Annotated in this window: 24 protein-coding genes and 1 tRNA gene; 14 read left to right on the forward strand and 11 right to left on the reverse strand. The window is 60.1% G+C overall.

The features are described from left to right. Window positions 1–15 precede the first annotated feature (15 nt). From ppk2 to HMPREF2822_RS03250, 8 genes are all read right to left on the reverse strand, one after another. Complete coding sequence (ppk2, locus tag HMPREF2822_RS03215) at window positions 16–921, reverse strand: polyphosphate kinase 2 (RefSeq protein ID WP_070447108.1); 906 nt, start codon at window positions 919–921, stop codon at window positions 16–18. 75 nt (window positions 922–996) lie between these two features. Beyond that, entirely contained in the window at window positions 997–1,461 is a 465-nt protein-coding gene (locus HMPREF2822_RS03220; protein ID WP_232755560.1) for a PepSY domain-containing protein, read from the reverse strand. A 95-nt stretch (window positions 1,462–1,556) separates the two neighbouring features. Further along, window positions 1,557–2,435 carry a fumarylacetoacetate hydrolase family protein gene (locus HMPREF2822_RS03225; protein ID WP_070520861.1) on the reverse strand — a complete coding sequence of 293 codons (879 nt, stop codon included), beginning with the start codon at window positions 2,433–2,435 and terminating at the stop codon, window positions 1,557–1,559. A gap of 5 nt (window positions 2,436–2,440) precedes the next feature. After that, entirely contained in the window at window positions 2,441–2,989 is a 549-nt protein-coding gene (gene pth / locus HMPREF2822_RS03230) for an aminoacyl-tRNA hydrolase (RefSeq protein ID WP_070520864.1), read from the reverse strand. Window positions 2,990–3,079: 90 nt separating this feature from the next. Then, window positions 3,080–3,724, reverse strand: a complete 645-nt coding sequence (locus tag HMPREF2822_RS03235; RefSeq protein WP_070520867.1) for a 50S ribosomal protein L25/general stress protein Ctc — start codon at window positions 3,722–3,724, stop codon at window positions 3,080–3,082. 209 nt (window positions 3,725–3,933) lie between these two features. Further along, window positions 3,934–4,908 carry a ribose-phosphate diphosphokinase gene (locus HMPREF2822_RS03240; RefSeq protein ID WP_070520869.1) on the reverse strand — a complete coding sequence of 325 codons (975 nt, stop codon included), beginning with the start codon at window positions 4,906–4,908 and terminating at the stop codon, window positions 3,934–3,936. 36 nt (window positions 4,909–4,944) lie between these two features. After that, window positions 4,945–6,396 carry a bifunctional UDP-N-acetylglucosamine diphosphorylase/glucosamine-1-phosphate N-acetyltransferase GlmU gene (glmU, locus tag HMPREF2822_RS03245; protein ID WP_070520872.1) on the reverse strand — a complete coding sequence of 484 codons (1,452 nt, stop codon included), beginning with the start codon at window positions 6,394–6,396 and terminating at the stop codon, window positions 4,945–4,947. 64 nt (window positions 6,397–6,460) lie between these two features. After that, window positions 6,461–7,702 (reverse strand): MFS transporter, encoded by a 1,242-nt coding sequence (locus tag HMPREF2822_RS03250; RefSeq protein WP_070520875.1) that lies wholly within the window; start codon window positions 7,700–7,702, stop codon window positions 6,461–6,463. A 70-nt stretch (window positions 7,703–7,772) separates the two neighbouring features. Between HMPREF2822_RS03250 and HMPREF2822_RS03255 the strand changes: the two genes are divergently transcribed. Then, window positions 7,773–9,407 (forward strand): multicopper oxidase family protein, encoded by a 1,635-nt coding sequence (locus HMPREF2822_RS03255; RefSeq protein WP_070520877.1) that lies wholly within the window; start codon window positions 7,773–7,775, stop codon window positions 9,405–9,407. A 74-nt stretch (window positions 9,408–9,481) separates the two neighbouring features. Here the strand turns inward: HMPREF2822_RS03255 and HMPREF2822_RS03260 are convergent, their stop codons facing one another. Beyond that, window positions 9,482–10,246, reverse strand: a complete 765-nt coding sequence (locus tag HMPREF2822_RS03260; RefSeq protein WP_083306803.1) for a DUF4352 domain-containing protein — start codon at window positions 10,244–10,246, stop codon at window positions 9,482–9,484. A gap of 345 nt (window positions 10,247–10,591) precedes the next feature. On the opposite strand from HMPREF2822_RS03260, the gene HMPREF2822_RS03265 reads away from it, so the two are divergent. The 4 genes from HMPREF2822_RS03265 to HMPREF2822_RS03285 all read left to right on the forward strand — a co-directional run bounded on the left by HMPREF2822_RS03265 (window position 10,592) and on the right by HMPREF2822_RS03285 (window position 16,318). Continuing rightward, on the forward strand, window positions 10,592–11,311 hold the full coding sequence (locus tag HMPREF2822_RS03265; protein WP_232755565.1) for a trimeric intracellular cation channel family protein: 720 nt from the start codon (window positions 10,592–10,594) through the stop codon (window positions 11,309–11,311). Window positions 11,312–11,579: 268 nt separating this feature from the next. After that, window positions 11,580–12,188, forward strand: a complete 609-nt coding sequence (locus tag HMPREF2822_RS03275) for a TetR/AcrR family transcriptional regulator (RefSeq protein WP_070520882.1) — start codon at window positions 11,580–11,582, stop codon at window positions 12,186–12,188. A 12-nt stretch (window positions 12,189–12,200) separates the two neighbouring features. Then, window positions 12,201–15,839 carry a transcription-repair coupling factor gene (mfd, locus tag HMPREF2822_RS03280; protein WP_070520884.1) on the forward strand — a complete coding sequence of 1,213 codons (3,639 nt, stop codon included), beginning with the start codon at window positions 12,201–12,203 and terminating at the stop codon, window positions 15,837–15,839. Continuing rightward, window positions 15,839–16,318: a hypothetical protein gene (locus HMPREF2822_RS03285; protein ID WP_070520887.1), complete on the forward strand. Its 480-nt coding sequence runs from the start codon at window positions 15,839–15,841 to the stop codon at window positions 16,316–16,318. The genes mfd and HMPREF2822_RS03285 overlap by 1 nt, the downstream gene beginning before the upstream one ends. Here the strand turns inward: HMPREF2822_RS03285 and HMPREF2822_RS03290 are convergent. Beyond that, window positions 16,315–17,802 carry an amino acid permease gene (locus tag HMPREF2822_RS03290; protein WP_070520890.1) on the reverse strand — a complete coding sequence of 496 codons (1,488 nt, stop codon included), beginning with the start codon at window positions 17,800–17,802 and terminating at the stop codon, window positions 16,315–16,317. The two genes, HMPREF2822_RS03285 and HMPREF2822_RS03290, sit on opposite strands and share 4 nt — an antisense overlap. 81 nt (window positions 17,803–17,883) lie before the next feature. On the opposite strand from HMPREF2822_RS03290, the gene HMPREF2822_RS03295 reads away from it, so the two are divergent. After that, entirely contained in the window at window positions 17,884–18,498 is a 615-nt protein-coding gene (locus tag HMPREF2822_RS03295; RefSeq protein ID WP_070520893.1) for a MazG nucleotide pyrophosphohydrolase domain-containing protein, read from the forward strand. Here HMPREF2822_RS03295 and HMPREF2822_RS03300 read toward each other — a convergent pair. Then, window positions 18,495–18,917, reverse strand: a complete 423-nt coding sequence (locus HMPREF2822_RS03300) for a hypothetical protein (RefSeq protein WP_070520896.1) — start codon at window positions 18,915–18,917, stop codon at window positions 18,495–18,497. The two genes, HMPREF2822_RS03295 and HMPREF2822_RS03300, sit on opposite strands and share 4 nt — an antisense overlap. A 239-nt stretch (window positions 18,918–19,156) precedes the next feature. On the opposite strand from HMPREF2822_RS03300, the gene HMPREF2822_RS03305 reads away from it, so the two are divergent. The 8 genes from HMPREF2822_RS03305 to HMPREF2822_RS13625 form a co-directional block, all read left to right on the forward strand. Beyond that, complete coding sequence (locus HMPREF2822_RS03305) at window positions 19,157–19,948, forward strand: lysozyme family protein (protein WP_070520897.1); 792 nt, start codon at window positions 19,157–19,159, stop codon at window positions 19,946–19,948. A gap of 143 nt (window positions 19,949–20,091) precedes the next feature. After that, window positions 20,092–21,369, forward strand: coding sequence for a phosphopyruvate hydratase (gene eno, locus HMPREF2822_RS03310; RefSeq protein WP_070520900.1), 1,278 nt, complete (start codon window positions 20,092–20,094; stop codon window positions 21,367–21,369). A gap of 232 nt (window positions 21,370–21,601) precedes the next feature. Then, complete coding sequence (locus HMPREF2822_RS03315) at window positions 21,602–22,105, forward strand: septum formation initiator family protein (protein WP_070520902.1); 504 nt, start codon at window positions 21,602–21,604, stop codon at window positions 22,103–22,105. 34 nt (window positions 22,106–22,139) lie between these two features. After that, on the forward strand, window positions 22,140–22,688 hold the full coding sequence (locus tag HMPREF2822_RS03320; protein ID WP_070520905.1) for a DUF501 domain-containing protein: 549 nt from the start codon (window positions 22,140–22,142) through the stop codon (window positions 22,686–22,688). Between the two features lie 16 nt (window positions 22,689–22,704). Beyond that, window positions 22,705–23,658 carry a Ppx/GppA phosphatase family protein gene (locus tag HMPREF2822_RS03325; RefSeq protein ID WP_070520908.1) on the forward strand — a complete coding sequence of 318 codons (954 nt, stop codon included), beginning with the start codon at window positions 22,705–22,707 and terminating at the stop codon, window positions 23,656–23,658. Window positions 23,659–23,745: 87 nt separating this feature from the next. After that, window positions 23,746–23,822: transfer RNA gene (locus HMPREF2822_RS03330), tRNA-Leu, on the forward strand. Between the two features lie 869 nt (window positions 23,823–24,691). Next, on the forward strand, window positions 24,692–25,495 hold the full coding sequence (locus HMPREF2822_RS03345) for a Bax inhibitor-1/YccA family protein (RefSeq protein ID WP_070520914.1): 804 nt from the start codon (window positions 24,692–24,694) through the stop codon (window positions 25,493–25,495). Window positions 25,496–25,762: 267 nt separating this feature from the next. Next, window positions 25,763–25,970 (forward strand): hypothetical protein (locus HMPREF2822_RS13625; protein WP_232755562.1); only part of this gene is annotated, 208 nt, incomplete at its 3' end.

Raw genomic sequence — 25,970 nt, forward strand, 5'->3', positions numbered from 1 at the left:
TACATGCCGAAAGTACTACTTCTTTTTCTTGTCCTTCTTGCCCTTCTTTTTCTTTCCCTGCTTCTTGCCGGAGCCGTTGCCGTTGACCTTGTCGCGCTCCAAATCGGCTGCGACATCTGGTACGTAGGCAAATTCATTGCGCGGCGGGCGTACGTATTCGGCCTCGAGCTCGGGGCGATCTGGGATCTCAGGAACATCCTGCTCTACGTGCTGGTACGGAACCATCTTGAGGATGTGGTTGATCACGTTGATGCGCGAGCGCTTCTTGTCCTCGGATTCCACGGTGTACCACGGGGAGGACGGGGTATCGGTGTGGACGAACATTTCATCCTTGGCACGCGAGTAGTCTTCCCAACGGGTAATGGACTGCAAGTCCATGGGGGAGAGCTTCCAGCGGCGCAGCGGATCGTTGCGGCGGGACTTAAAGCGTGCGAGCTGCTCCTCATCAGAAACGGAGAACCAGTACTTAAGAAGGATGACGCCATCCTCGATGAGCATGTGCTCCAGCAGCGGAGCCTGGTGAAGGAAGCGCACGTATTCTTGCTGGGAGCAGAAGCCCATGACACGCTCCACGCCGGCGCGGTTGTACCAGGAACGGTCGAAGATGACGATCTCGCCGGCGGTGGGCAGCTTCTCAATGTAGCGCTGGAAATACCACTGGCCCGCCTCGCGGTCGGTGGGCTTCGGCAGCGCCTCGATGCGGCAGGTACGCGGGTTGAGGTACTGCGTAATGCGCTTGATGGCGGAACCCTTGCCGGCGGCGTCGCGGCCTTCCATGATGATGACCACGCGGGCGCCGGTCTCAACGACCCACTGCTGCATCTCGACGAGCTCTGCTTGGAGGCGCTTGAGCTCGTCCTCATAGGCTTGCTTATCTAGCTTCGGCGGCTTGGTGGCAGACTTCTTAGACTGTGAACTCATACCTCTAAATTTACCGCTTAGCTGGGAAAATACCTAACCGCGGGGGTTAGGTAAGTGGGGCGAATTGGGAGGTATTTAGTCAACCTCGTGTTGCGTCACCGCGCCGCTGGCGGCGTCGACGTCGAGTTCATGTTCCTGGCCATTAGCCTTGAATTCAATCTCCCAGTGCGGGCCCTTGCCGTCATCACCATCGTCGTAGTCGACTTCCTTCTCCGTGACGGCCTGGGCATCAACGCCGGCATGGGCTAAAGCTTTCTCGAATGCGTCATCGCCGGTGAGCTTCCCGGAATTCTCTGCATTTCCGGCGTCCCCGGCAGCAGCCGTGTCTGCAGGCAGCTGGGCGTCGTCATCGCGGTCATCGTCGTCATCAACATCGCCCTGGTCCGCGCCAGTTGCAACGGCTGTTTCCGTCACGGTTTCCACAGACGCGGGAGTCGGCGTCGGGGCGGGATCGGCCTCTTTATCTGAAGAGCACGCAACCAGCGCGGTGCTGGCGCATAGTGCGAGGCCGGCGGCGGTGAAGCGGGAGCAAAGAGTCATTGAGGCTCATCCTCCTTGGTCAGTCGGGCACGTGTGGTGCCCCACCCTAACGAAACCTGTCAGTTTTCGCTGAAGATCCTGGATACGGCTGAATGTTAACGGCCGTGACAGATACAGCCTTCGCCGCAGCCCCCGGCAGCGGGAGGTTCGCCGAAGCGCGTGGTGTTCTCAATCGCGCCGAGCCCTTCGATACTGATGCGGGTGCGGGAGCCGTCGCCAAGCAGTGCTTCCTCGCCGCGCGCGAAGCCCACGCCTTCCGGGGTGCCGGTGGCAATAACATCGCCTGGATTGAGAGGGTAGAGGGAGGAACAGAAGGCGATGAGCTCGGCCACGGAGAAGATGAGGTCATCGGTGTTATCGTCCTGGCGGACTTCACCATCGACGGTCGTGACTAGCCGCGCGGCCTTGCCCGGGGCCCATTCATCAGTCGTGGTCAACCACGGTCCGAAGCCGGCGGTGCGGTAGAAGGATTTACCGGCGTGGAACTGCGTGGTAGCGCGCTGATAATCGCGCAAAGTGTAGTCATTCATGATGGCATAGCCAGCCACGTGCCCGAGTGCCTCCGCTACCGGAACGCGATGGGCGCGGCGCCCAATGACCACGGCGAGCTCTCCTTCATAGTCCAGCTTCTTCGTGGCATAGTCCGGGACATAGACGTCATCGAAGGGGCCTGTCAGGGCTTCTGGAAATTTGATGAAGAGCGTGGGCTGCGTGGGAAGTTCGCGCCCCATTTCCCGGGCATGCTTGGCGTAGTTAACACCGACGCAGATAATCTTGCCCGGGTTCGGGACGACGGGAGCCAAGTCGGCATCGTCGAAAACCACGGGCTCGCCAGAAAGCTGTGCGGCCTTGCGCCAGTCGGGACTACTAAGTAATTCTCCTACATCTTCATAATCCAGCTCCGTGCCCACGTTGGGGCCATCGATGCGGATAGCGCAGGTGCCAAAACTGGTGCGAAGAGTAGCGAGCTTCATGCCGGCTAGTCTAACGCGCGAAGAATCTCATCGACCGCATCAGCACAGATGATGGGAATCTCTTGGGTTTCCTGTTTGCTCCATGGCTTGAGAACAAACGCGGCTGGGTCCATGCGTCCAGGTGGGCGGCCGATGCCCACCGAAAGCCGCTGATAGTCCTTGGTGCCCAAAGACTTCGTGGTGGAGCGCAGGCCATTGTGGCCGTGGTCTCCGCCGCCGAGGCGTCGCTTGATGGTGGCGAAGTCGAGCTCCAGCTCATCGTGGACAACGATGATGTGATCATGAGGAACGTTGAAGTATTGGGCGAGGGCCTTGATGGGTCCGCCGGATAGGTTCATGAAGCTGCGCGGCTTGGCGACGATCACCTTGGTGTCCCCACGCCGCGCTTCGGCTATATCGGTGTTTGTCTTCTTATGAACGGAAAAGGAAGCGAACAGCTCACGGGCCAGCTCATCAGCCACGTCAAAGCCGATGTTGTGGCGGGTGCCGGCGTACTTCGGGCCGGGGTTGCCCAGCCCCACGACGAGGAAAGAAGATTGAGTCACGCTGCCCATTCTAAACAGCGTAGGGGCGAAAACGGCGAACCGCGCCCGTCCCCAGAAAGCTGGGGGCAGGCGCGGTGCGTTAGATAGGTGAGGGGAGGTTTACTCCTCGTCCTTCTTCTCCTCGGAAGCGGACTCGTCGGCGGACTCGGCGCCGCCTTCCTCAGCAGCCTCAGCGGCAGCCTCGACGTCCTCATCAACCTCCGGCTCGGAGATGGAGACGATGACGGTGTCTTCCTCGGCAGCAAGGGTGGTGCCCTCCGGCAGGGAAACCTCGCCAGCGGTGACAACGGTGCCGTCCTCGAGACCCTCGATGGACACGACGATCTCTTCCGGAATGTTGAGCACGTCTGCCTCGACGAGGAGGACGTCGGCATCCTGGATGGACATGAGGCCCGGAGCCGGCTCGCCCTCGAGGACAACCGGAACCTCGACCTCAACCTTCTCGCCACGCTTAATGGAGAGCAGGTCGATGTGGTCGATGTTGAAGGTCAGGACGTTCTGGTCAATGTGCTTGACCATGACCAGGTGCTGCTCGCCCTCGAGCTCCAGCTCGAACACGGCGTTGACGCCGTGGTTACGGACCAGTGCGGTCATTTCCAGGCGGTCAACCGCGAAGTGCAGAACGTCGACGGCGTGGCCGTAGACGACGCCCGGGATCTTGCCTGCAGCGCGCAGACGGCGAGCGAAGCCCTTGCCGAACTCGGAACGGACTTCAGCCTTCAATACGGGGCGCTCAGAAGCCATAAGTAAATCTCCTTAAAGTATCGTTGTGCGGCAAGGGCTCATGAAGAACCGTGTAGATACGACAAAAGCCTGCCGATGGACGTCTTGGACGAGTCATCGCAGGCTTAATACAAGATTCACTGCTTAACTTGTGCTATCGCGTCGATAACGGATTTCTCCCTCGCCGAGACGCACAAGATTTTAGCAGCAGCGTTGTCGCAGAACCAAATCTAGTGAGTCTCGAAGAGGGTAGTCACGGAACCGTTCTCGAAGATCTCGTGGATGGTGCGAGCCAGCAGCGGGGCGATGGACAGGACCGTGAGGTTGTCCCAGCCCTCGGTGGACTGCGGCAGGGTATCGGTCGTGATGACCTCGACAGCACCGCACTCGGACAGGCGCTCGCGGGCCGGGTCGGAGAAGACACCGTGGGTACACGCAATAACCACGGACTTGGCGCCGGCTTCCTTGAGCACGCGGACAGCGCCCGCGATGGTGCCGCCGGTATCAATCATGTCATCGAGCAGGATGCAGTCCTTGCCCTCGACGTCACCGACGACGCGGTTGGACACCGTCTTGTTGGCCTCGGTAGTGGAGCGGGTCTTGTGAACGAAGGAGAGCGGGGCGTCGCCAAGCTCGTGCGCCCACTTCTCCGCCACCTTCACGCGGCCAGCATCGGGGGAGACCACAGCGAGGTTGTCCAGCGGGTACTTGGACTTGATGTAGTCCACCAAGATCGGCATCGCGTGCATGTGGTCGACCGGGCCATCGAAGAAGCCCTGAATCTGGTCGGTGTGCAGGTCCACGGACACGATGCGGTCGGCACCAGCAGCGGCCAGCAAGTCTGCAACCAGGCGGGCGGAAATAGGCTCGCGTCCCAGGTGCTTCTTGTCTTGGCGTGCGTATGGGTAGAAGGGCAGGATGGCGGTGATGCGCTTAGCGGAGCCGCGCTTGAGCGCGTCGATCATGATGAGCTGCTCCACCAACCACTTGTTGAGCGGCTGGGTGTGGGACTGCATCACGAAGCAGTCGGCACCACGGACGGACTCCTCGAAGCGAATGAAGATCTCACCGTTGGCGAAATCGCGCGCGGTGGTTGGAACCAGATCGGTCTTGAGCTCCTTGGCCACAGCCTCAGCCAACGCTGGGTGAGCGCGCCCAGTGAAGAGCATCATGTTCTTGCTGCTGCCGGTAACCTTGCCAGTCATAGGTAGATATCCCTTTACTTGTCGTTAGTTAGTGGTCTATTCGTCAGCCTCGGCGTCCTGTGCCTTGCCGGCGGCTTCTGCTGCCGGCGTACCCGGACGCTTCTTTTGCACCCAACCTTCGATGTTGCGCTGCTTGCCGCCGGAGACCGCGAGCGCTCCCGCAGGAACGTCGTCCTTAATCACTGTACCCGCACCGGAGTAAGCGCCATCACCGACGGTGACGGGGGCAATGAACATGGTGTCCGAGCCGGTGCGCACGTGGCTGCCGATGGTGGTGTGGTGCTTGTTGACGCCGTCGTAGTTGACGAAGACGGAGGAAGCACCAATGTTGGAATAATCGCCCACGGTGGCGTCACCGATATACGTCAGGTGAGGCACCTTGGTGCCGCGGCCGATCTGTGCCTTCTTTGCCTCGACGAAGCCGCCCAGCTTGCCCTCTTCACCCACGATGACGCCGGGGCGGATGTAGGTAAACGGGCCGATCTGCGCGTTGCCGCCAATGACAGAGTCAAAGCCGTGCGTGCGCACCACATGTGCGCCTTCGCCAACCTGCATGTTGGTCAGGGTGGTGTCGGGGCCGATCTCGGCGCCATCGGCGATGGTCGTGGCACCCCACAGCTGGGTGTTGGGGTGAATGGTGACATCCTGGCCAATGGTCACGTTGACGCCGATCCAGGTGGTGTCGGGATCAACGATGGTGGCGCCGCCGCGCATGGCTTCCTCGACCACGCGGCGGTTGAGCAGGCGACCGGCCGCGGCCAATTGCACGCGGTCGTTCACTCCGGAGAGCTCCTCCGGATCGGCAGCAACGTGCGCGCCGACGCGGTGGCCGTCTTCGCGGGCGATCTTCAGCACATCGGTGATGTAGAGCTCGCCTTGGGCGTTATCGGAGTTGAGCTTCGTCAAAGCGTCGCGAAGCACGGCACCGTCGAACGCAAAGACGCCGGAGTTGACCTCGCGCACCGTGCGCTGCTCCTCGGAGGCGTCCTTCTGCTCCACAATGGCGGTGACGGATCCATCTTCGGCGCGCAGCACGCGGCCGTAACCGGTGGGATCCTCCAAAGTCATGGACAGCACTGTTACGGCATTGCCCTCGCCGGTATGGGTCTCCTGCAGCTGGCGCAAAGTCTCCGGGCGCAGAAGTGGAACGTCACCGTTAGTCACGATGACGGTGCCGTTAAAGTCCGGCAGGGCGCTCAAGCCGCACTGCACGGCGTGGCCGGTACCGTTCTGCTCCTCCTGGACCGCCTGGGATACTGCGCAATCCAGTTCCTCGGCGATGGCATCAACAGCGGGGGAAACCTGGTCACGCTGGTGGCCTACGACGACCACAAGGTGCTCCGGGTTCAGACCTGCGGCTGCGTGGAGGGCGTGGCAGAGAAGTGACCTCCCGCCAATCTCATGCAACGTCTTTTGGGTTGAGGATTTCATGCGGGTACCTGCGCCTGCTGCCAGGACAATGGCGGCGCAGTCAGTTACTTCAGCCACGAGTGTGTGCTTCTCCTGTGATTGGGGGTCAGGACTTACTGTGTTTCATCATAACGCGTGCTGCCTACTTCCCGTGTGACACCTCCGGGAGTGCTCGGGCACGCCATGCGCCAATCAGGCCGATGCACGCTAAGAACAGAATGGCCGCCGAGGGGCCCGCGAGTGCAATGACGGCGGAGATACCGCCGACGACGAGGAGGATGACGCCCATCATGGTGTTTGCGGCCCCGACGTAGCGGGTGCGCTTATCCTCACCAGCCATGTCCACCACATAAGTCTTGCGAGCCACGCGGATGGCGGCGTGCGCCAGGTTGACCAGGAAGAATCCGAGGGGAAGCGCCCACATACTCACTGCTTTCGGCGCCCACGCGGCACAGGCCACGATGGCCAGCAAGATGATCGCCGCGGCACCCGCAGCCCAGGACATAACTAAGCGGGAGGACTTATCGGACAACACACCGGAAACCCGGCCGCCGACGAGACTGGCTAAGCCTGAAGCTAGGACAAAGCCGCCGAGCCCACTGAGCGCCTGCGAGCCGATGTTCTGCGAAAGCACCACGATGAAGGATGTGGACAAGGCGGAGACCAACAGCAGGGCGCGGACGTTAACGAAGCCACGGAAGCGGGCATCCTGGGTGTATAGCTGCCACGTGTCCTTCCACCAGCTGTGATTTATGCCCTTCTGACCGGAGTTCTCCGGCACAGGCTCCTCGATGCTGCGAAAGACCGCTGCAGCAAGGAACCACGTGGCCGCGCCGATGGCCAGCAACACCGCCAGACCCCAGCGCGGGAGCTCACCTAGTACGGCGAGGACACCACCGGTAATCAGGGTGACCGCCCCGCCGAGCTGCGTGGCCCGTCCGGTCACCAGGCCGCGGCGTCCCTTGGAGATGGTGCGGCCCTGGACGTCCTTGCCGGTGAGCGAACACAGCGCCCGGAGCACGGCGAGAACAGCTAGCGCGAGGCAGACAATGAGGCCGAGGAGGGGGCCGCGAACAAGCACAGCAGCCGCTGCGATAATCGCCGCGCACACACCCTGGCCCACCGAGCCCAGTACCCACAGGCGCTTGCGGGCGGGATGGGACACCACCCACGGGGTCAGGGCCGCCTGCGGGAGCATGGAGCCGGACTCGCGCAAGGGGACCAGTAAGCCCGTGAAGAAGCCCGGCACCCCGGCCGCACTGAACAGCCAGGGGAGGACGGTCTTGCCGGAGAGCAATTGATCGCCCACGCCTTGCAGGCCGTTCGACCACACGAAGCGGCGGGCATTGGCGGATTCCTGGGAGGGGGACGAGCTCTGGGTCATGACTGTGATTTTAAGCCCGGCTCGACCTTATCCGGGCCCTAAGGTTTGCCTGATCTCTATCCTGGAAAACATGTTTATCTCCGCTCGTCCCACAGTGTCCCGCCGTGTCTTCGTCCAAGGCTCCGTGCTCACCATCGCCGGTGCCGCCGTGATGGGGTTGAGCGCCTGCTCCACCTCGGGGTCGAAGAATCAGCCGGAGCCACTGGGCTATGACGGTGAGCCGCGCGCCCTGCCCATCCCGCCTGTGGACGAGGGCGAAGTTATTGACGGAACGCGAGTTTTCAAGCTGACCGCGCAGGACGGTTACTCGGAGGTCCTCCCCGGCAACGACCGCACCAGGACGTGGGGTTTCAACGGTCCCTTCTTAGGCCCCACGCTGCGTGCTCGGCGCGGTGAAAAAGTCCGCGCGGAAATTACGAACAACCTCATTGAGATGACCACGGTGCACTGGCACGGCATGAAGCTGCCTGCCTACTCGGATGGCGGCCCGCACTCGCCAATTGAGGTGGGCAAGACCTGGAAACCCGAGTGGGAGATCACCCAGCCGGCCGCCACGCTGTGGTACCACCCGCACCCGCACATGGCCACGGCCACGCATGCCTACCGTGGGCTGGCGGGGATGTTCCTCATTGATGACGACGTGGCCTCTGGTCTTGACTTGCCGCAGGATTACGGCGTGGATGATATCCCGGTGGTCATCATGGACGCGAAGTTCACCGACGATGGACAGATCGATGAGAAAAGCGATAACACCCTGGGTCTTCTGGGTACCACGCCTCTGGTCAACGGCATTACCAACGCGCGCTTCGACGCCATCACGCGCCGGGTTCGCCTGCGTCTGCTCAACGGTGCCTCCATGCGCTTCTACACACTGGAGCTGAGCAACGGCCCCTTCCACGTCATCGCCACGGACACAGGGCTTCTCGACGCCCCCGTGGAAGTCGACTCCCTCCTCTTCGGCCCGGGCGAGCGCGCCGAAATCATCGTGGATTTGGAGCCCGGTAAGGAGGTCACGCTGCGCTCGGTGCCGCGCAAGGATAACTTTGGGGTGCCCAAAGACAAGGATGCGGCTGACTTTGGATTCCAGGATTCCTTTGACATTCTCACCATCTCCGGGCCTGCGGAGTCCGCGCCGGAGCCATCGGCCCTGCCGGCAACGCTTGACCCGGCCGCGGCGAAGACCCCATCAACGGATGGGCCCAAGGAGCGCGAGTTCGTGCTCAACACTTTCATGATTAATGGTGAGCAGATGGATATGGCGCGGGTGGATACCGTCATTGATCATGACGCCCCGGAAATCTGGACCGTGACCAATGAGAACTCTGATTGGCCGCACAACTTCCACATCCACAACGCCCGCTTCAAGGTTCTGGACTGGGACGGCGATGAGAAGATGAATGTGTTCAACTCCGGGTGGAAGGACATTGTGAATCTTCCGCCGAAGGCAACCGCGCGCCTGCTGGTGGAGTTTGGACACTTCCCGGACAAGACCATCCCGTACATGTACCACTGCCACATGTTGCTGCATGAGGACGAGGGAATGATGGGGCAGTACGTCATGGTCAATAAAGGCGAAAAGCCCGACGTGCGCGTTAAACCCGCCGCCTTAGTCTTCGAGCAAACCGCCACCGCCCACTCCGCGCACGCCGGCCAGGTGGTGGATTCCTCGCGCAGCCCCTATGCGACGCCGGAGGCGCAGGGCTAACCAAGAACCAAGCCAGGTTTCAATGGATTGAGAATCTGGCTATTTTCTGCGGCTCGGTTTCGTATGCTTGCGCACTAGCTGCGTACGTCGATGGAGGCAAGCCTGTTTCCAATCACGTTGTCTCCCGTGTCGTCGTAGGCAAAAGCTACGGGTTTGAAGTCCTCGGGAACCTCGAATACCCAGGTATATGGTGTGGAAAATCCGGGGCCAATGGAGTCGCTGAGGGTATCCCAATTGGCTTGGACCCGCCAGTGGTCGTTGATGGGGTCGTACATGCGGCTTTCCTGGTCAGCGATCCAGGCGAACTTGTTGAAGTCGGCGATGAGTGGGGTTTTTCCCTCATTGAAGACAGTTCCAGAAACGATGACAAATTGTGCGCCTTCATTTTTAGGGCTTTCCATGACAGTTTCAGACGCCCCAGAGGAGAAATCTTGGTTCCTTAGTTCCACCGTGGGAGCGAACTCGACGGAGTCAATGATGACTTTTTCGTTTCCGCTCATGGCCGGTTCGCCGAGCTTTGGTAGTTCGTCGAGGGTTCCTCCAGTGGTGCTGTCTTCCTGTGCATTTGAGGTGTCGGCATTGTTCGATTCTCCGGATTGTGAAGAGGCTGGCTCTACAGAGGCTGCGGAAACCTGTTCCTCTTTAGAACCAGTGAATGCGTAGGTGGCTCCCGCACCAAGTGCTACGCCGACTAGGGCAGCGGCTGGAACCATCCACCATGCAGGTTTGGGGGTCTTCGGCTGGGCTGCCGTGCCGGAATCAACTGGTTGTGGCGTGGTGGAAAAAGGATTCTGTCCTGGTGCCTGTTGCGGCTGTTGCTGTGCATCGTAAGGGGACATGACTTACCTCGAGAGAAGAGAGTGAACAAATTCTTAACAGTGTAAACCCACAGCATTGCGTTTCCACTATCAGAGCAGCAGTGAGCATTACAGAAAGGGGAGGGATCGGTTTCACAAAAGTTCAGACGTGGAAGTGCAAACCCTGCCCTGGTCGTCGCCAAGCACGTTTGGCGCTTCACCGTGCTGTCAAGGGGTGAATGCGCTTCAAGGTCTGTACTTAAGGAAGCGTCGGCCGTTGGAGGCGCTTGAGTAAGGCGCTGTGGGACGACACAAGCCTGGCGATAGTGTGAACTGAGGCAAATTCATCATAATTGTGTGATCAGTGCGCTATGGTCAGTATCTGTGATTCAGGACGTCGACCCGCTCATCCATTCCCTGTACCAGGTCTTTGACCTCATCGGTGTGGTGCTCAACGGCATTATCGGTGGCACGATTGCACGCCGTAGGGAATTCGACATTATTGGTTTCGTCTTTCTGGCGCTCTTTTCGGCGCTGGCGGGCGGCATGATTCGTGACATGCTGATCGCCAGCGGTCCGGCAGCGGCTATCTCTGATCCGCTGTACCTCACGCTGGCGTGTTTGGGCGCGCTCGTTGCTTTCTTGACGGATTTGAAAGGCAAGGCCTGGGAAATCTTCCTCGAGCACGCGGATGCTGTCATCTTGGGCGTGTGGTGCACGACTGGATGTGTGAAGGCGCTGACCCATGGAATGCCGTTTATCGCCTGCGTATTCTTGGGCGTCTTGACTGCAGTGGGTGGCGGAATGGTGCGCGATGTTGCTTCCGGCCAGATTCCCTCGGTCTTTGGGGGAAGCCCGCTCTATGCCGTGCCGGCGGTGCTTACAGGAATCGTGATGGCATCCTTCGCGCACTTCGACAAGTTTGCCCTTGGCATGGTCATCTCGCCCTTCGTGGGCTTTGGCCTAGCGGTTATGGCGTATTGGCGCGGGTGGGTGCTTCCGCGCGCTGGTATTGCTCCCTTGAACTACACCGCGGCGCAGGTGGCGTCGATTGCGCGGAAGGCCGAAATCAGGGGATTTAGGCGCGGTCGCAAGAAAAGAAAATAAACACCGCCAAGAGCTGAAAATTGCAGTCCAGGCGGTGTTTGTGCTTGCTTCCCCACCAGGACTCGAACCTAGAATGACGGTACCAAAAACCGTAGTGTTGCCGATTACACCATGGGGAAACGCGCCCACATTATGAGCGCTGGGGGACATGTTACCCGACGGGTGCGTATCAGACCTAAACAGGTGGCCAAGACTCGCATTCCCGTTGCTTGCGGCTTACTTTTAGCTGGTGCGGGCCATGCCCAGTGGGGGAGATACAGTAGTAGGCATGGTTCGACAAAGGATGACCGGGCGTGAGCGCCGTGAGCAGTTGATCTCCATTGGCCGTGCGGCCTTCGCAGAACGTGGTTTCGATGGCGCCAGCGTGGAGGACATTGCGGCACGCGCCGGTGTGTCTAAGCCAGTGGTCTACGAGCATTTCGGCGGCAAGGAAGGCCTCTACGCCGTCGTCATTGATCGCGAGCTTGTCGCCTTGGAGAAGGTCGTGACGGAATCGCTACAGACGGGTTCTTGGCGCGAGCGCATCGAACAGGGGGTCGTCGCGCTGCTGACTTATGTGGAAGAGGAAACCGATGGTTTCTTGATCCTCGTGCGCGATTCCAAGCCAGGGGATGAGCGTAGTTTCTCCACGTTGTTGAATGCAGCAGTTAATCAGATCGCGCACATCCTCGGTGAGGCCTTTGAACACCGCGGGCTCGACCCAGAGCTGGCGGTGCTTTACGGCCAGGCGCTCGTCGGCATGGTGGCCACCACAGCCCAGTGGTGGCTGGATGAGCGTGAGCCTTCGCGTGAGACAGTTGCCGCGCACATCGTTAATCTGTGCTGGAATGGTCTATCCGGCATGGAAGCAGCACCGAAGTTGAAGGGAGCTAAGTAGGTGGCAACGCCGATGCTGGGCGGGCTGCTCAAGGTAGCCGCCTCAGATCCGAAACTTAAAGGCCTCGCCTCCCAAGTGGGGGAAGCCTCATTGCACATTACTGGCATCGACCAGGCCCGCCCCTGGGCCATCGGCACGCTGGCGCACCACGCACCGGTGTTGGTGGTGACTGCCTCCGGGCGTGAGGCGGAGGATCTCACTGCGGAGCTGACAGCCATGCTGGGGGAGAAGGTGGCTCATTTCCCGGCCTGGGAGACGCTTCCGCATGAGAGACTGTCGCCGGCCGCGGATATCGTCGGCAAGCGGGCGCGTGTGCTTGACCTCGTGGGGGCGGGCAAAGCCCAGGTCGTGGTGACCTCCGCCCGCGGATATTGCCAGCCCATCCTGAGCAAGGTGGAGGGCCGCGCGCCCATTTTCCTGAAGGAAGAAGATGAGCACGAGCTCGCGCATATCCTGTCGGAGCTGGAGTTTCGCGCCTACAAACACGTGGACATGGTGGCCAAGCGCGGTGAGTACGCCACGCGCGGCGGCATTCTCGATGTTTTCCCCACCACGTCGGATTACCCGGTGCGCGTGGAGTTCTGGGGTGATGAGATTACGGATATTCGTCAGTTCTCCGTGGCTGACCAGCGTGCCATCCCCGAGATCGAGGTGGGTGAGGTGGCCATCTATCCCGCCCGCGAGCTGCCGATCACCAATGAGGTCGCCGCGCGCGCCCGCGAGCTGGCGCAGAAGTTTGGGGGCAACGCAGCCCTGGCGGAGCTTCTGACCAAAGTGGGGGAGCACATCCCGGCTGAAGGTATGGAAGCCGTGCTGGCCGTGCTTGCCGACGCCCCCTTTGTCACCCTCCCCGAACTGCTTGCCCCGGGCACACACGTGTTGCTTGTGGCGCCGGAAAAGATCCGCACGCGAATTGCTGACCTGGAATCCACCGATGCGGAGTTCTTGGCTGCTGGCTGGGAAGCCGCCGCGATGGGCGCGGATGGCCCGTTGGCGGCCGAGGGCTTGGATACATCGGCGTCGAGTTATCGCTCCTATGAGTCGTTGGAAGCGACGTGCCGGAATATCGAGGCCCCGCTGTGGACTTTCGCCCCTCCGGGGATGTTCGCCGCCGCGGAGTCGGAGACCCTGCCGCTGGACTTTGAGCCCGGGCCCACCCCACGCGGTGATATCCCAGAGATTGATGCCATGATGGCGCAGCTTCTGGCGCACACCACGGCCGGCGGTCGTGCTGCCTTCATCGCACCTGCCCAGGGTGCTATCAAGCGCATGGTGGAGCGCTTTGCGGAAAAAGGTATCCCCACGAAGGTGGCCACACCTGGCTGGGAGCCGAGCCCCGGCGAGGTCACTCTCTACCAGGCCTTGTCCCATGCTGGTCTGGTGTTCCCGAAGGTACGCAAGCTCAAGGACGCTGAAGCGCTACCGCTGGTCGTCATCACGGAAACTGACCTGACGGGTAACCGTGTGGGCGATATTGCGGGGGCGAAGCGTCGCCCAGCAAAGCGCCGCAACCGCGTGGATCCCCTCGCACTCAAGCAGGGTGACTACGTGGTGCATGAGACCCATGGCATCGGCAAGTTCCTCAAGATGGCCGAGCGCACCGTTCAATCCGGTGACGAGACTTCGCGCCGCGAATACATCGTGTTGGAGTATGCCGCCTCCAAGCGCGGCCAGCCGGCTGACCAGCTGTGGGTCCCCATGGATTCGCTGGATTTGCTGAGCAAATACACCGGCGGTGAGACGCCGACGTTGTCCAAGATGGGCGGCTCGGACTGGAAGAACACCAAGAAGAAGGCGCGCGCCGCGGTGCGCGAGATCGCCGGTGAGCTGGTGGAACTCTATGCCAAGCGCCAGGCCGCACCCGGTCACCAGTTTGGCCCCGATACCCCGTGGCAGGCCGAGATGGAGGATAATTTCCCCTTCGTCGAGACCGAGGACCAAATGCTGGCCATCGACGCCGTCAAACAGGATATGGAATCCACGGTGCCGATGGACCGCGTGGTCGTCGGCGATGTGGGTTATGGCAAAACCGAGGTGGCCGTGCGCGCAGCCTTCAAGGCCGTACAGGACGGCAAGCAAGTCGCGGTCCTCGTGCCCACCACTTTGCTGGCCCAGCAGCACACCGATACTTTCCGCGAGCGCATGCAGGGCTTCCCGGTGGATATCGAGGTGCTTTCGCGCTTTACCTCGACCAAGGAATCCAAGGAGATTCTCGCCGGTTTGGCGGATGGTTCCGTAGACATCGTCATCGGTACCCACCGTTTGTTGCAGACTGGCGTTCAGTGGAAGAACTTGGGCCTCATCGTGGTGGATGAGGAGCAGCGTTTCGGTGTGGAGCACAAGGAGCACATCAAGGCGCTCAAGGCCAGCGTGGACGTGCTCACCATGTCCGCGACGCCGATTCCGCGCACCTTGGAGATGTCCATGGCGGGCATCCGCGAGATGTCCACCATCCTGACCCCGCCGGAGGACCGCCACCCGGTCCTGACCTATGTTGGCGCGTATGAGGATAAGCAGGTGGCCGCGGCCATCCGCCGCGAGCTGCTGCGCGACGGCCAAGTCTTCTTCATCCACAACAAGGTTGCGGATATCGAAAAGAAGGCCCGCGAGCTGCGGGACCTAGTCCCAGAAGCGCGAATCGTCGTGGCACACGGCCAGATGAACGAGGACGTCCTTGAGCGCACCGTCCAAGGATTCTGGGACCGCGAATTCGACGTCCTGGTGTGTACCACCATCGTGGAAACCGGCCTGGATATTGCGAACGCGAATACCCTCATCGTGGAAAACGCCCACCACATGGGCCTGTCCCAGCTGCACCAGCTGCGCGGGCGCGTGGGCCGCTCCCGCGAGCGCGGCTATGCCTACTTCCTGTACCCGAAGGGGGCCACGCTGACGGAAACCTCCTATGACCGCCTGGCCACTATCGCCCAAAACAACGATCTGGGCGCCGGTATGGCCGTGGCCATGAAGGACCTTGAGATGCGCGGTGCTGGCAACGTGCTGGGTGCTGAGCAATCGGGCCACATCGCCGGTGTGGGCTTTGACCTCTACGTGCGCCTTGTCGGTGAGGCAGTGGAGACCTTCAAGGCGCTCGCGCGTGGTGAGACTCCCGTGGTCACGGACGAAGGCCCGAAGGAAATCCGCATCGATCTTCCGGTGGATGCCCATATTCCGGAGTCCTATATCAACTCCGAGCGCTTGCGTTTGGAGGTCTACCGCAAGCTGGCGGCCTCCAAGGACAACGCGGACCTGGCACATGTGGTGGAGGAGATGCAGGACCGCTACGGGCCCATTCCGGAGCCGGTCGAGCGTCTGCTCGCCGTGGCTCGCCTGCGCCACCAGGCCCGCCGGGCCGGGGTCAGCGATATCACGGTGCAGGGCACGCGCATCAAGGTCCATCCGGTGGAGCTGGCGGATTCCAAGCAGGTACGCCTCAAGCGCCTCTTCCCAGGCTCCAACTACCGTGCAGCTGCCAAGGCCATCCAGCTCAACTTCCCCAAGGCCGGACGCAACGTCACGGACCCGAAGCTGCGTGACATCGAACTCCTGCAGTGGGTGGCGGACTTCTTGGCCTCGATGTTCGAACTCGAGCGCGTCGACGTCAGTGGTGCTAAGACTAAGAAGAATGTCATTAGCGTAGGAGAAAAATAATGGACGCCAGCACCGCCGCCGGGAGTTCTCGGGCCAATCCCAGAATCGTTTTAGTGGCGGTGTGGATGGCTGCCTCGCTGCTCAGCATCCCCGTCTCACTGGTGATCAAGTTCAGCGGCGAGAACGGTGGTTGGCTCACCTTCATGTTGATGATGTTCGGAGTAATCCTGGTTGGCATCTGGGTGCTGCTTGGTTTACTCCCGCTGTTCATCCGCGGTGATTACACAAGCAAGCTGGCATGGGCGTGGGTGTCCCTGGCTTTAGTGTTCATCGGCTTTATCGTGGGCAATACCAACGTGCCGGATTTTGGGGACGTCGGACCAGCCACCGTTCCGACGTGGTGGTTTGGCAACGAGGAAGCGGCCTCGATCACTGGAGGCATCTTCCTCGTCATCAGCGCTATCGGCCACGTGTTGTGGATAGCAAGCTGCATCGCCTATGCGGTGTTGTCGCGCCGCTCGGCGCCCCAGGTTTTCTAGAGCGCCAGGCGGCCCGTGCTCAAGCCCCACACCGCGGCAACCGCGCCGATAACTACCAGCGCTACCACGAACCATTCGAAGGTGTTGAACACGCGTTCCTTCTTGTACAGGCGGGTGGCCACATAAGGAATCATGCTGGGGACCACGGCCAGCGCGCCGAGAAGAACATAAACCGGGTCGGCGGCATAGATGAGCCACAGGGAATAGATGAAGGCGACGAGGCCGATGCAGAGGTGGCGGCGATTCTCTCGGCGGCTGACCTTCGGGCCTGAAATATCGAAGCGCACCCCGGCATGCGGGTGAGTCAACCCCTTGCCGCGCACGGCCAAGAGGACCAGGTAAAGGGAAGAGAAGATGTAGGGCAGCAGGTACATGATGGTGGCGAGCTGCACCATGGCGTTATAAGAAGTTTCGTTGAGGAAGAAGACGATGACGAAGAGCTGAATCGTCAGCGTGGAAATCAACTGCGCTACCCACGGCGCACCGGCGATGTTGATGGTGCCGATCTTGCGGGGGAGAAGACCATCGAAGGCCATCATGACAATCGGCTCCGCGCACAGCATCTGCCAGGACACGTAGGCACCGAGCACGGAGAGGCACAGGCCGAGGGAAATGAGAGCGCCGCCCCATTCGCCCACGGCCGCGGTGAGCACGGACGCCATCGAGTTATCCGGCAGCGCTGCGAGCTCCTCCTGGGTAAGCACGCCGAAGCTCAGAGTGGACACGGATACCAGCAATGCCAGAACGCTGATGAAGCCGATGACGGTGGCGCGGCCGACGTCGGCACGCGTGCGCGCCTGCTTGGAGTACACGGATGCGCCCTCCACACCGATGAAGACCCACACGGTGAAGAGCATGATGCCCTGAATCTGCTCGAAGAGGGTCTTATCGGAGGCCTCGCCCCAGAAGTCAAGAGTGAATTTATCCCAGCTAAAGCCTACGAAAGCGAGGATGACGATGAAGGCCAGGATGGGGACGATCTTGGCGATGGACGTCACCATGTTCATGATCGCCGCCTGCTTAATTCCGCGTGCCAGCACAGCAAAGATACCCCAGGACAACACCGATACAGCGATGGCGGAGACCCAGCGGTGGTCGGTGTCAAAGAAAGGGACGTAGTGGCCAATGGTGTTGAAGAACAGGGTGGCATAGCCCACCTGTGCCATGACGGAACCCAGCCAGTAGCCCCAGCCAGATGTAAAACCGATGAAATCACCCAGGCCGGCGCGGACATAGGAGTAGACACCGGAGTCGAGGTGCGGCTTGCGGTGCGCGAGAATTTGGAAAACGAAGGCGACAGAGAGCATGCCCACGCCGGCGATGAGCCAGCCGATGAGCATGGCGCCAGGGCCGGCCACGGAGGCGATGTTCTGCGGAAGAGAGAAGATTCCGGCGCCCACCGTGGAACCGATGATGAGCGCGATGAGCGTCCACAACGTCACAGAGTGCGTGCGCGGCGATTCGGTGAGATTGGAAGTGGTCATTGGTTAAAAATACCCCTTCAGGCGGGCGTTTGTGCAACTGCAGCGAAAGTTCAAAGAACTGGGGACCTATACTCGTTGCTTATGACTGTCCTGTTGTTAGATCCGCGCTGGCCCACGTTAATCCCTATGGAGGCCGTTGGGAAACTGCAGGGCCCTGTTGTTTTCACTGATGAAGTTCCGGTGAAGGTGCGCTGGGACTTTGATTCACTGTTGTGCGGTGAGGATCCGGAAGGCCATGGTGTTGTGGTGAGCACAGATCCATCACACCCGCAGGTGCGCGCGCTTATCGACGCTGATGCGGACCTCATCCTCGCCCCCTCCCTTGAGGAACCGATGTGGAAGGCACGTGAGGTGATGTCGCGTGCGCGGCGCATCGGGGAGTGGGAGCGCGATCAAACCCACGAAACTTTGCTGCCGTATCTAGAAGAAGAGTCGGCGGAATTCGCCCAGGCGGTGCGGGAGCGTGCCTCTGACGCCGAGCTACGCAAGGAGCTCGGCGATGTCTTCTTACAGGTCCTCTTTCACGCCGAGATCGCGGCACGCCGTGGGGCTTTTACTCTCGACGATGTTGCGATGTCTTTCGTCAACAAAATGCGCTCGCGCGCGCCCTACCTTTTCGACGGCACGGAGGACGTCGTGGGGGTAGAGGAGCAGGAGCGCCTGTGGGCCGAGGGTAAGGCCCGAGAAAAGAACTAGCCCTTCTGGATCATCGAGGACAGCAGGGGAGCGTAGTCAGCGATCGTGGAGGAAAGGCCGGTGCCGCCGGTAGCGAGAGTGTCTTCCTTGACGATCTTGCACTCGAGGGCGCGGTCGGCGGTCTGGCCGGAGTACTTCACGGCGGCCAAGGCCAGCGGGCCGAGTTCCTCAGAGTTGCCCAGTGCGGTGAGGTTCTTGGACAGCTGGTTGCGGGTGGTGTTCGGAGTAAGCAACTCACCCTCGGTGCTCTGATCAATCAGCGTCAGGGTGCTACGCAGGGTGTTGCAATCAGCGGACTGGATGCCCTGGGAGAGGAAGCCGCCCAGCTCAGTCAGGGAAGCGGCAGAAGCGGTGGCGGGGGTGATTGCGCCGAGGGCGACAACGGCGGAAGCAGTAGCGAGGATACGACGGATGGACATGGAACTCCTTGGCTAAGAGAAAGGCACGTTTCTAGAACGGACAGTGATAGAACGTGGAGCACCAGCAGGGCCTCGGCTCTCTGTTCACCGCTGCAGTGTAGCGCAGAATGTTACGCATGGGAACATTTGGACATAACTTTTGTTCCGCGATTGTCGTAGGTCTTGCCTATACGGTCGCCTCGTGGCGCCCTCTGTGTCGCTCGACCCCCTTCCTGCAACGGGCTGTAGTATTCACCTTTATGACGCAGGGGCTTAGGAGGATCGGGGGCTGTGGCCTCGGCATTGTCTTGGCCATCATTCTGATCATTTCCTTGGTGGCCTGGAGTCTTTCCTTCCTGGATAAACCATCCCCGTTCCGGCAGCTTTCCCCCGTCCCAGAGGAACTTCCACCCGTGGGCGGGGCAGAGGTGCCCGCTATTGATGTCGACGGGCCGGGGCGCACGGCGGACAAGCTGACGTGGTGGTCCGACCAGCTTGCCGACGCCACCAGTATCCCCGCCCAGGCATTGCGGGCCTACGGCAACGCCGAGCTGATCGCGCGGCAATCCTGGCCGAACTGTAATCTGCGCTGGAATACCCTCGCCGGTATCGGCTGGGTAGAAACTCGTCACGGGACCTATAATGGAAGCCTCTTCGACCGTTCCTCCCTTGATGAGAATGGTTATCCCGACCCGCCCATTGTGGGCATTCCTCTCGACGGAACTAACAACACCACTTTGGTTCCTGATAGCGATGGCGGCGCCATTGACGGCGATGTCGAGTTTGATCGGGCGGTTGGCCCCATGCAATTCATCGCTTCTTCGTGGGAGCATCTAGGCCGAGATGCCAACGGCGATGGCGTTGCTGATCCCAATCAAATCGACGATGCCGCGTTGGGTGCTGCCGCACTGCTGTGTCACGGAGATAGGGATCTTTCCACGCCAGAGGGATGGCGTTCGGCCGTCCTCAACTACAACCAATCTGAGGACTACCTGGGCAAAGTCGCAGCAGCCGCAAATTCCTACGCCATTGAACAGCCTGCCGTGTCCTAGCCTCTTTCTAGATCTATGTCACGTTGTCCGTTTCCGCCCGACACGTTCCGAAGTTTTCTGGAACAATTGTCCCCAGGTGGTTTGGGAGCCCCTCCCAGAACACGAACCCAAGATCAATTTGGCTCTATAGGAGTGAAAGCAGCATGGCTGACATCATCCACGTAATGGCACGCGAAATTCTTGATTCCCGCGGCAACCCCACCGTTGAGGCTGAAGTATTCCTCGACGATGGTGCACGCGGTGTCGCCGGCGTTCCGTCTGGCGCTTCCACCGGTGTTCACGAGGCTCACGAGTTGCGTGACGGTGGTGACCGCTACTTGGGCAAGGGCGTTCTGAAGGCTGTTGAGAACGTCAACGAAGAGATCGCTGATGAACTTGCCGGCTTCGAGGCCGATGACCAGCGTCTCATCGACCAGGCCCTGATCAAGCTGGACGGCACGGATAACAAGTCCCGCCTCGGCGCCAACGCCATCCTGGGCGTGTCCATCGCAGCCGCCAAGGCCGCTGCCGAGTCTGCTGGCCTTCCGCTCTACCGCTACATTGGCGGCCCGAACGCTCATGTCCTGCCCGTTCCGATGATGAACATCGTCAACGGTGGTGCCCACGCTGACTCCGGCGTTGACGTTCAGGAGTTCATGATCGCCCCGATCGGTGCCGAGTCCTTCAGCGAGGCCCTGCGCATGGGCGCACAGGTCTACCACGCACTGAAGGCCGTTATTAAGTCCAAGGGCCTGTCCACCGGCCTGGGTGACGAGGGCGGATTCGCTCCGGAGGCTGAGTCCACGAAGGCAGCTCTGGACCTCATCGTTGAGGCCATCGAGAAGGCCGGCTTTAAGCCGGGCAAGGATGTCGCCCTGGCTCTCGACGTTGCATCCTCCGAGTTCTACAAGGACGGCAAGTACCACTTCGAGGGCGGCGAGCACACCGCTGAGGAGATGGCCAAGGTCTACGAGGACCTCATCGCCAACTACCCGATCGTGTCCATCGAGGACCCGCTGCAGGAAGATGACTGGGAGGGCTACACCAAGCTCACCGCAGCTATCGGTGACAAGGTGCAGATTGTCGGCGATGACTTCTTCGTCACCAACCCGGCTCGCCTGAAGGAAGGCATTGAGAAGAAGGCCGCCAACGCTCTGCTGGTGAAGGTTAACCAGATCGGTACCCTGACCGAGACCTTCGACGCCGTTGAGCTGGCACACCGCAATGGCTACCGCACCATGATGTCCCACCGCTCCGGTGAGACCGAGGACACCACCATTGCTGATCTCGCCGTTGCTCTGAACTGCGGCCAGATCAAGACCGGTGCTCCGGCCCGCTCTGAGCGCGTTGCCAAGTACAACCAGCTTCTGCGCATTGAGCAGGAACTGGGTGACGCCGCAGTTTACGCCGGCCGCTCCGCATTCCCGCGCTTCCAGGGCTAGGACTCAACCCCAAATCCCAGCAGTGGTCTGCACAGGCCGCTCGCTGAACTACTGGTGAAAGAATAAGGTGCCACAGTAACTGTGGCACCTTTTAATCGTTTTGATCGTGGCACCTTTCCTGTTGTCCGGCCCCGAACAGGCCCAGCCCAAAACTTCTGAGGCGCATGTTATTTCTGGGACACGTCGCGCGCCGCACAGCACCTGGGCCGGTCCGGGATACAATGGCTTTCCGATGGCACGCACAACTTCTCCCCGCACGAAACGCCGGAACACCGTTCCGGTTCGCACGCGTGCCCGCGATGAGCAGCGAGCTAAACGGAAGAAAGCGCCGGTGCAGCCCAAAGGGCTAGACATCCTCGGGATCGGCGTGATCATCGCTGTTGTTCTCGTAGTACTGCTATCCATTGCCGTTCCGCTGCGAAATTACTACCACGGCCAATCGGAGATTGCGCGGCTGGAAAGCTCAATCGTCGCCAAGCAGGCACAGAAGGATGACCTCCTCACGGAGATTGACAAGTATCGATCCGAGGAATACGTCAAGGAGGAGGCGCGCCGCCGCTTCGGTGTCATGGATGAAGGCGAGATGGCCTTTCGCATCATGGATCCGCGCATGGACTCTGGTGACACGGTGACCTCAGAGCGTCGTGAGGATGCCGACGACCGCGAGTGGTACACGGTGCTGTGGGATTCAGTATCGGAAGATGCGGAAAACCTACCGGAAACACCTGCTGAATAGGACTCATCCATATCTCCATGTCACAATGGTTCCTATGACCGTGACCGATGCTGACCTTGAAGTCGTCCGCGAACAGTTGGGTCGCGCCCCGCGCGGCGTCGTGGACATTGCTTACCGCACCCCGGACGGAGCCCCAGCGGTGATTAAAACCGCGCCCAAGCTTCCCGACGGCACCCCGTTTCCCACCCTTTACTACCTCACCGACCCGCGCCTGACTGCCGAAGCATCGCGCCTTGAAGTCGCCCATGTCATGAAGTGGATGGAGCAGCGCCTCGCCCAAGAAGAGGACCTGCAGCAGGATTACCAGGCGGCGCACGAACACTACCTGGAAACCCGTAACGCCATGGAAGACCTGGGCACTGAGTTTTCAGGTGGCGGCATGCCAGAGCGCGTGAAGTGCCTCCACGTTCTCATCGCTTATGCCTTAGCTGAGGGGCCGGGCCGCGTGCGCTTTGGTACCGAGGCCGTCGCGATGGCTGCGGAGCACGGTAAACTCCGGGGAAGCGCCATCCCTGAGGATTGGCCAACCGTGGGGGACCTGGGCATCGACATGACCCAGTTCGATTTTTCTAACGCCGGTTAAAAGAAAGGCTAGCCCTATGACTCGCGTCGCTGCTGTCGACTGCGGAACCAACTCCATTCGCCTGCTCATCAGCGAGATTCAGGAGGATGGCAAGATCCGGGACATCACCCGCACGATGGAGATCGTCCGCCTTGGCCAGGGCGTCGATGCTACCGGTGAGTTTGATCCTGAAGCTCTTGCGCGCACTCGCGTGGCTCTTGAAGGCTACGTCAAACAAATGAAGTTTGAAAAGGTCGAGCGCGTGCGCATGGTCGCCACCTCGGCCACTCGTGATGCAAAGAACCACCGCGAGTTCTTCAACATGACCGAGGAGCTACTCGGTGAAATCCAGCCGGGGGCTCGCGCGGAGGTAATTTCCGGTGAGGAAGAGGCACTGCTGTCCTTTACCGGTGCGGTGGGGGACCTGCACTCTGAGGAGGGCCCGTATTGCGTCATCGACTTGGGCGGTGGCTCGACGGAGTTCGTCGTGGGGACAATCGACGGCGAGATTCTCGGCTCGCACTCTGCTCAGATGGGGTGCGTGCGGCTTACCGAGCGCATCATGCGCACCGATCCTCCCACGGAGGCCGAGATTGAGATTGCTAGCGACTATGTTGCTGAGCGCATGGCCGAAGTGGAGAAGATCGTTCCCATCGACAAAGCCCTCACCTTCGTTGGCTGTGCCGGTACGTTTACGACTCTTTCGGCGCTTGCCCAGGGGATGGAGCGTTACGATGCCGACTCCATCCACGGTTCCGAGCTTCGCTTCGATGCGCTGCGGGTGCTCACCCGACAGATGATTGGATTGCCTTCGGATGTGCGCGCTCTCAACCCCGTCATCCACCCCGGGCGCGCAGATGTCATCGGTGGTGGATGCGTGGCCATCGAGGGCATCATGACGATGATTGAGCGCAACAGTGAAGCCCGTTCCTTCTTCATCAGCGAGAAGGACATCCTCGACGGCATCATCAGCGGCCTCGCTGACAGTTAGCGAACTCAAACCAAAAGAGTTACGCAGAAGCCGACCCTATTTTCAGTCCATGCCTACCCGTGCCCTAAGATGAGTGGGCACGGTTTGGCCCCCATAGCCCAATCGGCAGAGGCAGTCGACTTAAAATCGATTCAGTGTGGGTTCGAGTCCCACTGGGGGCACCATGTGAAGTCTCGAGACATCGTTCCGGCCGGTGTCTCGTTTTTCTTTGCTGCACGTTTGTGTTTGTCATTCGCCTTCTAGTTGAGTTCTAATCGGCATTGTTCTTCCGACTTACCAGACTCAAGACAATTCGCCCAATCAATCTGGCCCTGCACCCACGGGCTCGGTTGTCTTGGTTGCTGTTGTTCTGGCGCTATCAGCCCTGCGCTGTGCTCGGCTTCGAGATATTCCTCGCCGCCAAGGGTGTCGAAGCACCACTGGGAGTAGGCAACGGTGCCATCAGACCATCGAGCTGGTCCGGGGGTCCCCTCAAGACATTCGAGAACGGTGGGCTCTGCAGGCACTTCGTCGGCCATAGGGGCGTCGGTTTCAGGTCGGACTGGCTCAGGTTGAAACTCCTCGGATGTAGTCGACGGCTTCGTGGATTCATAGGCACTTGTGGCGCTAGTAATCGAGGGACTTTCGATGGTGCTCGAGATGTTGGTTCTAGTTGGGGTGGGCGCGGGCTCAGTGTCATTGCCACATCCGCCAAGGAACACCGCACTCGCTGTGAGTACAAAACAAAGCTTCTTCATCCGGATTACTCTCTTTCAAGGAAGGGATGGCCAGATGTATGGATAGTAGCCCTTTGCAACCGGTACGCGTGGGGTGAATGTCAAAACCGACAGCCGTAAGTGCTCACTATTTCCACACGTACTGGTCAATCACAGTGCTTGTCGACGCATTCCTGTTACGCGTGGACAATTTTGCGAATTTTGAGATTTTTGGGAACTTCCTAGCAGTGGGGCGCGTTGATCTTTATGAAACGACAAACAAGGCGGCCCTAGAGGCCGCTTTTTAGAGAAAGACTGTGAAAGGAATCGGGATTCGCGTGCGTTCTAGCAACCCCGTCATGAGTTCCCTCTCGTCCAGCCAAAATCAGACCCAGGGCGGCAATCCCTACGGTCAGAGCGATAATCCATTTATCCAGGAGAATCGCAGCGCCGATCGGCCGCTGACTGTTGATGATGTCGTGACCAAGACTGGCATTACTCTTGGCGTCATCATCGTCATGGCCGTGCTCAACTTTGCTGTTGGCGAGTTGATTAACCCAGGCATCGCGATGATTCTTACCTTGGTCGGTGCGCTCGGCGGTTTCATTACTGTTCTTGTCTCAACGTTTGGCAAGAAGTTTGGTTCTGCAGCCGTCACGTTGATTTATGCCGTGTTTGAGGGCCTCTTTGTGGGCGGATTCTCCCTTATGTTTGCCGGCGTATCTTTCGGCAATTCCGATGGCATGGCAGTTATCGGCCAAGCAATCATGGGTACCGTAGGCGTCTTTATCGGCATGCTGATGGTCTACAAGACCGGTGCGGTAAAGGTCACCCCGAAGTTCAACAAGATCATGTTCGGCCTCATTGCCGGCGTGGCCGTGTTGGCTCTGGGTAACATGTTGGGCGCTATTTTCTTCGGCTTTAATCCGCTGCGTGATGGTGGCATGCTTTCCATCATCTTCTCCCTCGTCTGCATTGTTCTGGCGTCCTTGTCCTTTATGACAGACTTCGACCAGGCAGACCGCCTGATTCGCCAGGGTGCTCCGGCGCAGTATGCCTGGGGTATCGCTCTTGGTTTGGCCGTGACCTTGGTCTGGCTGTACACGGAGATTCTCCGTCTGCTGAGCTACTTCAGGGATTAAGTAGTCTCATACCGCTTCTGCGAATCCGGCGGCTGGCACCACAAGCCTCGTGGTTGCTGGCCGCCGGTTTCTTTGTGCGTGTGGCGCACATCTTTTGAAGTGGGGGCGCCCGTGAGGTGCGGGCGGGATCTTGCCCGACTTAGGTCATTTTAGTGCGGAAACCCCACCCCACCGCCGTAAACGCCCGGTAGCAATGTTAAGAGTGACGTTGCGGCACCCACCCAAGACCTAAGTCGGGACACAACGACCGTTTCTGTAGAGAACTGCATGTCTCTTCGCGAAACGGATTACCTTCCTTGCTCCCCTTGCAGCGCGCAACGTCGGCGTGCCTCCATCGACGTGCTGGAGGCATCTGACAAAGGGCGTCTGACAAAAGGCATCAGCCATAAGGCGTTTTCACGGCCAAAAACGCCCTTTACTCAGGGCGGAATCAAGCGGTGGATTGTTGCGACCGGCTATTTGGTAGCAGTGTCGT

This window comes from Corynebacterium sp. HMSC062E11 (assembly GCF_001811845.1).
Lineage (GTDB): Bacteria > Actinomycetota > Actinomycetes > Mycobacteriales > Mycobacteriaceae > Corynebacterium > Corynebacterium hesseae.

Bases quoted from the DNA above. Each gene is read 5' to 3' on its own strand.
- HMPREF2822_RS03255 (WP_070520877.1), top strand. From the start codon at position 7,773: ATGTTTATCTCCGCTCGTCCCACAGTGTCCCGCCGTGTCTTCGTCCAA.
- ppk2 (WP_070447108.1), bottom strand. From the start codon at position 921: ATGAGTTCACAGTCTAAGAAGTCTGCCACCAAGCCGCCGAAGCTAGAT.
- pth (WP_070520864.1), bottom strand. From the start codon at position 2,989: ATGGGCAGCGTGACTCAATCTTCTTTCCTCGTCGTGGGGCTGGGCAAC.
- HMPREF2822_RS03275 (WP_070520882.1), top strand. From the start codon at position 11,580: ATGGTTCGACAAAGGATGACCGGGCGTGAGCGCCGTGAGCAGTTGATC.
- HMPREF2822_RS03250 (WP_070520875.1), bottom strand. From the start codon at position 7,702: ATGACCCAGAGCTCGTCCCCCTCCCAGGAATCCGCCAATGCCCGCCGC.
- HMPREF2822_RS03295 (WP_070520893.1), top strand. From the start codon at position 17,884: ATGACTGTCCTGTTGTTAGATCCGCGCTGGCCCACGTTAATCCCTATG.
- HMPREF2822_RS03260 (WP_083306803.1), bottom strand. From the start codon at position 10,246: ATGTCCCCTTACGATGCACAGCAACAGCCGCAACAGGCACCAGGACAG.
- HMPREF2822_RS03235 (WP_070520867.1), bottom strand. From the start codon at position 3,724: ATGGCTTCTGAGCGCCCCGTATTGAAGGCTGAAGTCCGTTCCGAGTTC.
- HMPREF2822_RS03300 (WP_070520896.1), bottom strand. From the start codon at position 18,917: ATGTCCATCCGTCGTATCCTCGCTACTGCTTCCGCCGTTGTCGCCCTC.
- HMPREF2822_RS03305 (WP_070520897.1), top strand. From the start codon at position 19,157: ATGACGCAGGGGCTTAGGAGGATCGGGGGCTGTGGCCTCGGCATTGTC.
- HMPREF2822_RS03285 (WP_070520887.1), top strand. From the start codon at position 15,839: ATGGACGCCAGCACCGCCGCCGGGAGTTCTCGGGCCAATCCCAGAATC.
- HMPREF2822_RS03220 (WP_232755560.1), bottom strand. From the start codon at position 1,461: ATGACTCTTTGCTCCCGCTTCACCGCCGCCGGCCTCGCACTATGCGCC.
- HMPREF2822_RS03290 (WP_070520890.1), bottom strand. From the start codon at position 17,802: ATGACCACTTCCAATCTCACCGAATCGCCGCGCACGCACTCTGTGACG.
- HMPREF2822_RS03320 (WP_070520905.1), top strand. From the start codon at position 22,140: ATGACCGTGACCGATGCTGACCTTGAAGTCGTCCGCGAACAGTTGGGT.
- eno (WP_070520900.1), top strand. From the start codon at position 20,092: ATGGCTGACATCATCCACGTAATGGCACGCGAAATTCTTGATTCCCGC.
- HMPREF2822_RS03325 (WP_070520908.1), top strand. From the start codon at position 22,705: ATGACTCGCGTCGCTGCTGTCGACTGCGGAACCAACTCCATTCGCCTG.
- HMPREF2822_RS03315 (WP_070520902.1), top strand. From the start codon at position 21,602: ATGGCACGCACAACTTCTCCCCGCACGAAACGCCGGAACACCGTTCCG.
- mfd (WP_070520884.1), top strand. From the start codon at position 12,201: ATGCTGGGCGGGCTGCTCAAGGTAGCCGCCTCAGATCCGAAACTTAAA.
- HMPREF2822_RS03225 (WP_070520861.1), bottom strand. From the start codon at position 2,435: ATGAAGCTCGCTACTCTTCGCACCAGTTTTGGCACCTGCGCTATCCGC.
- HMPREF2822_RS03240 (WP_070520869.1), bottom strand. From the start codon at position 4,908: ATGACTGGCAAGGTTACCGGCAGCAGCAAGAACATGATGCTCTTCACT.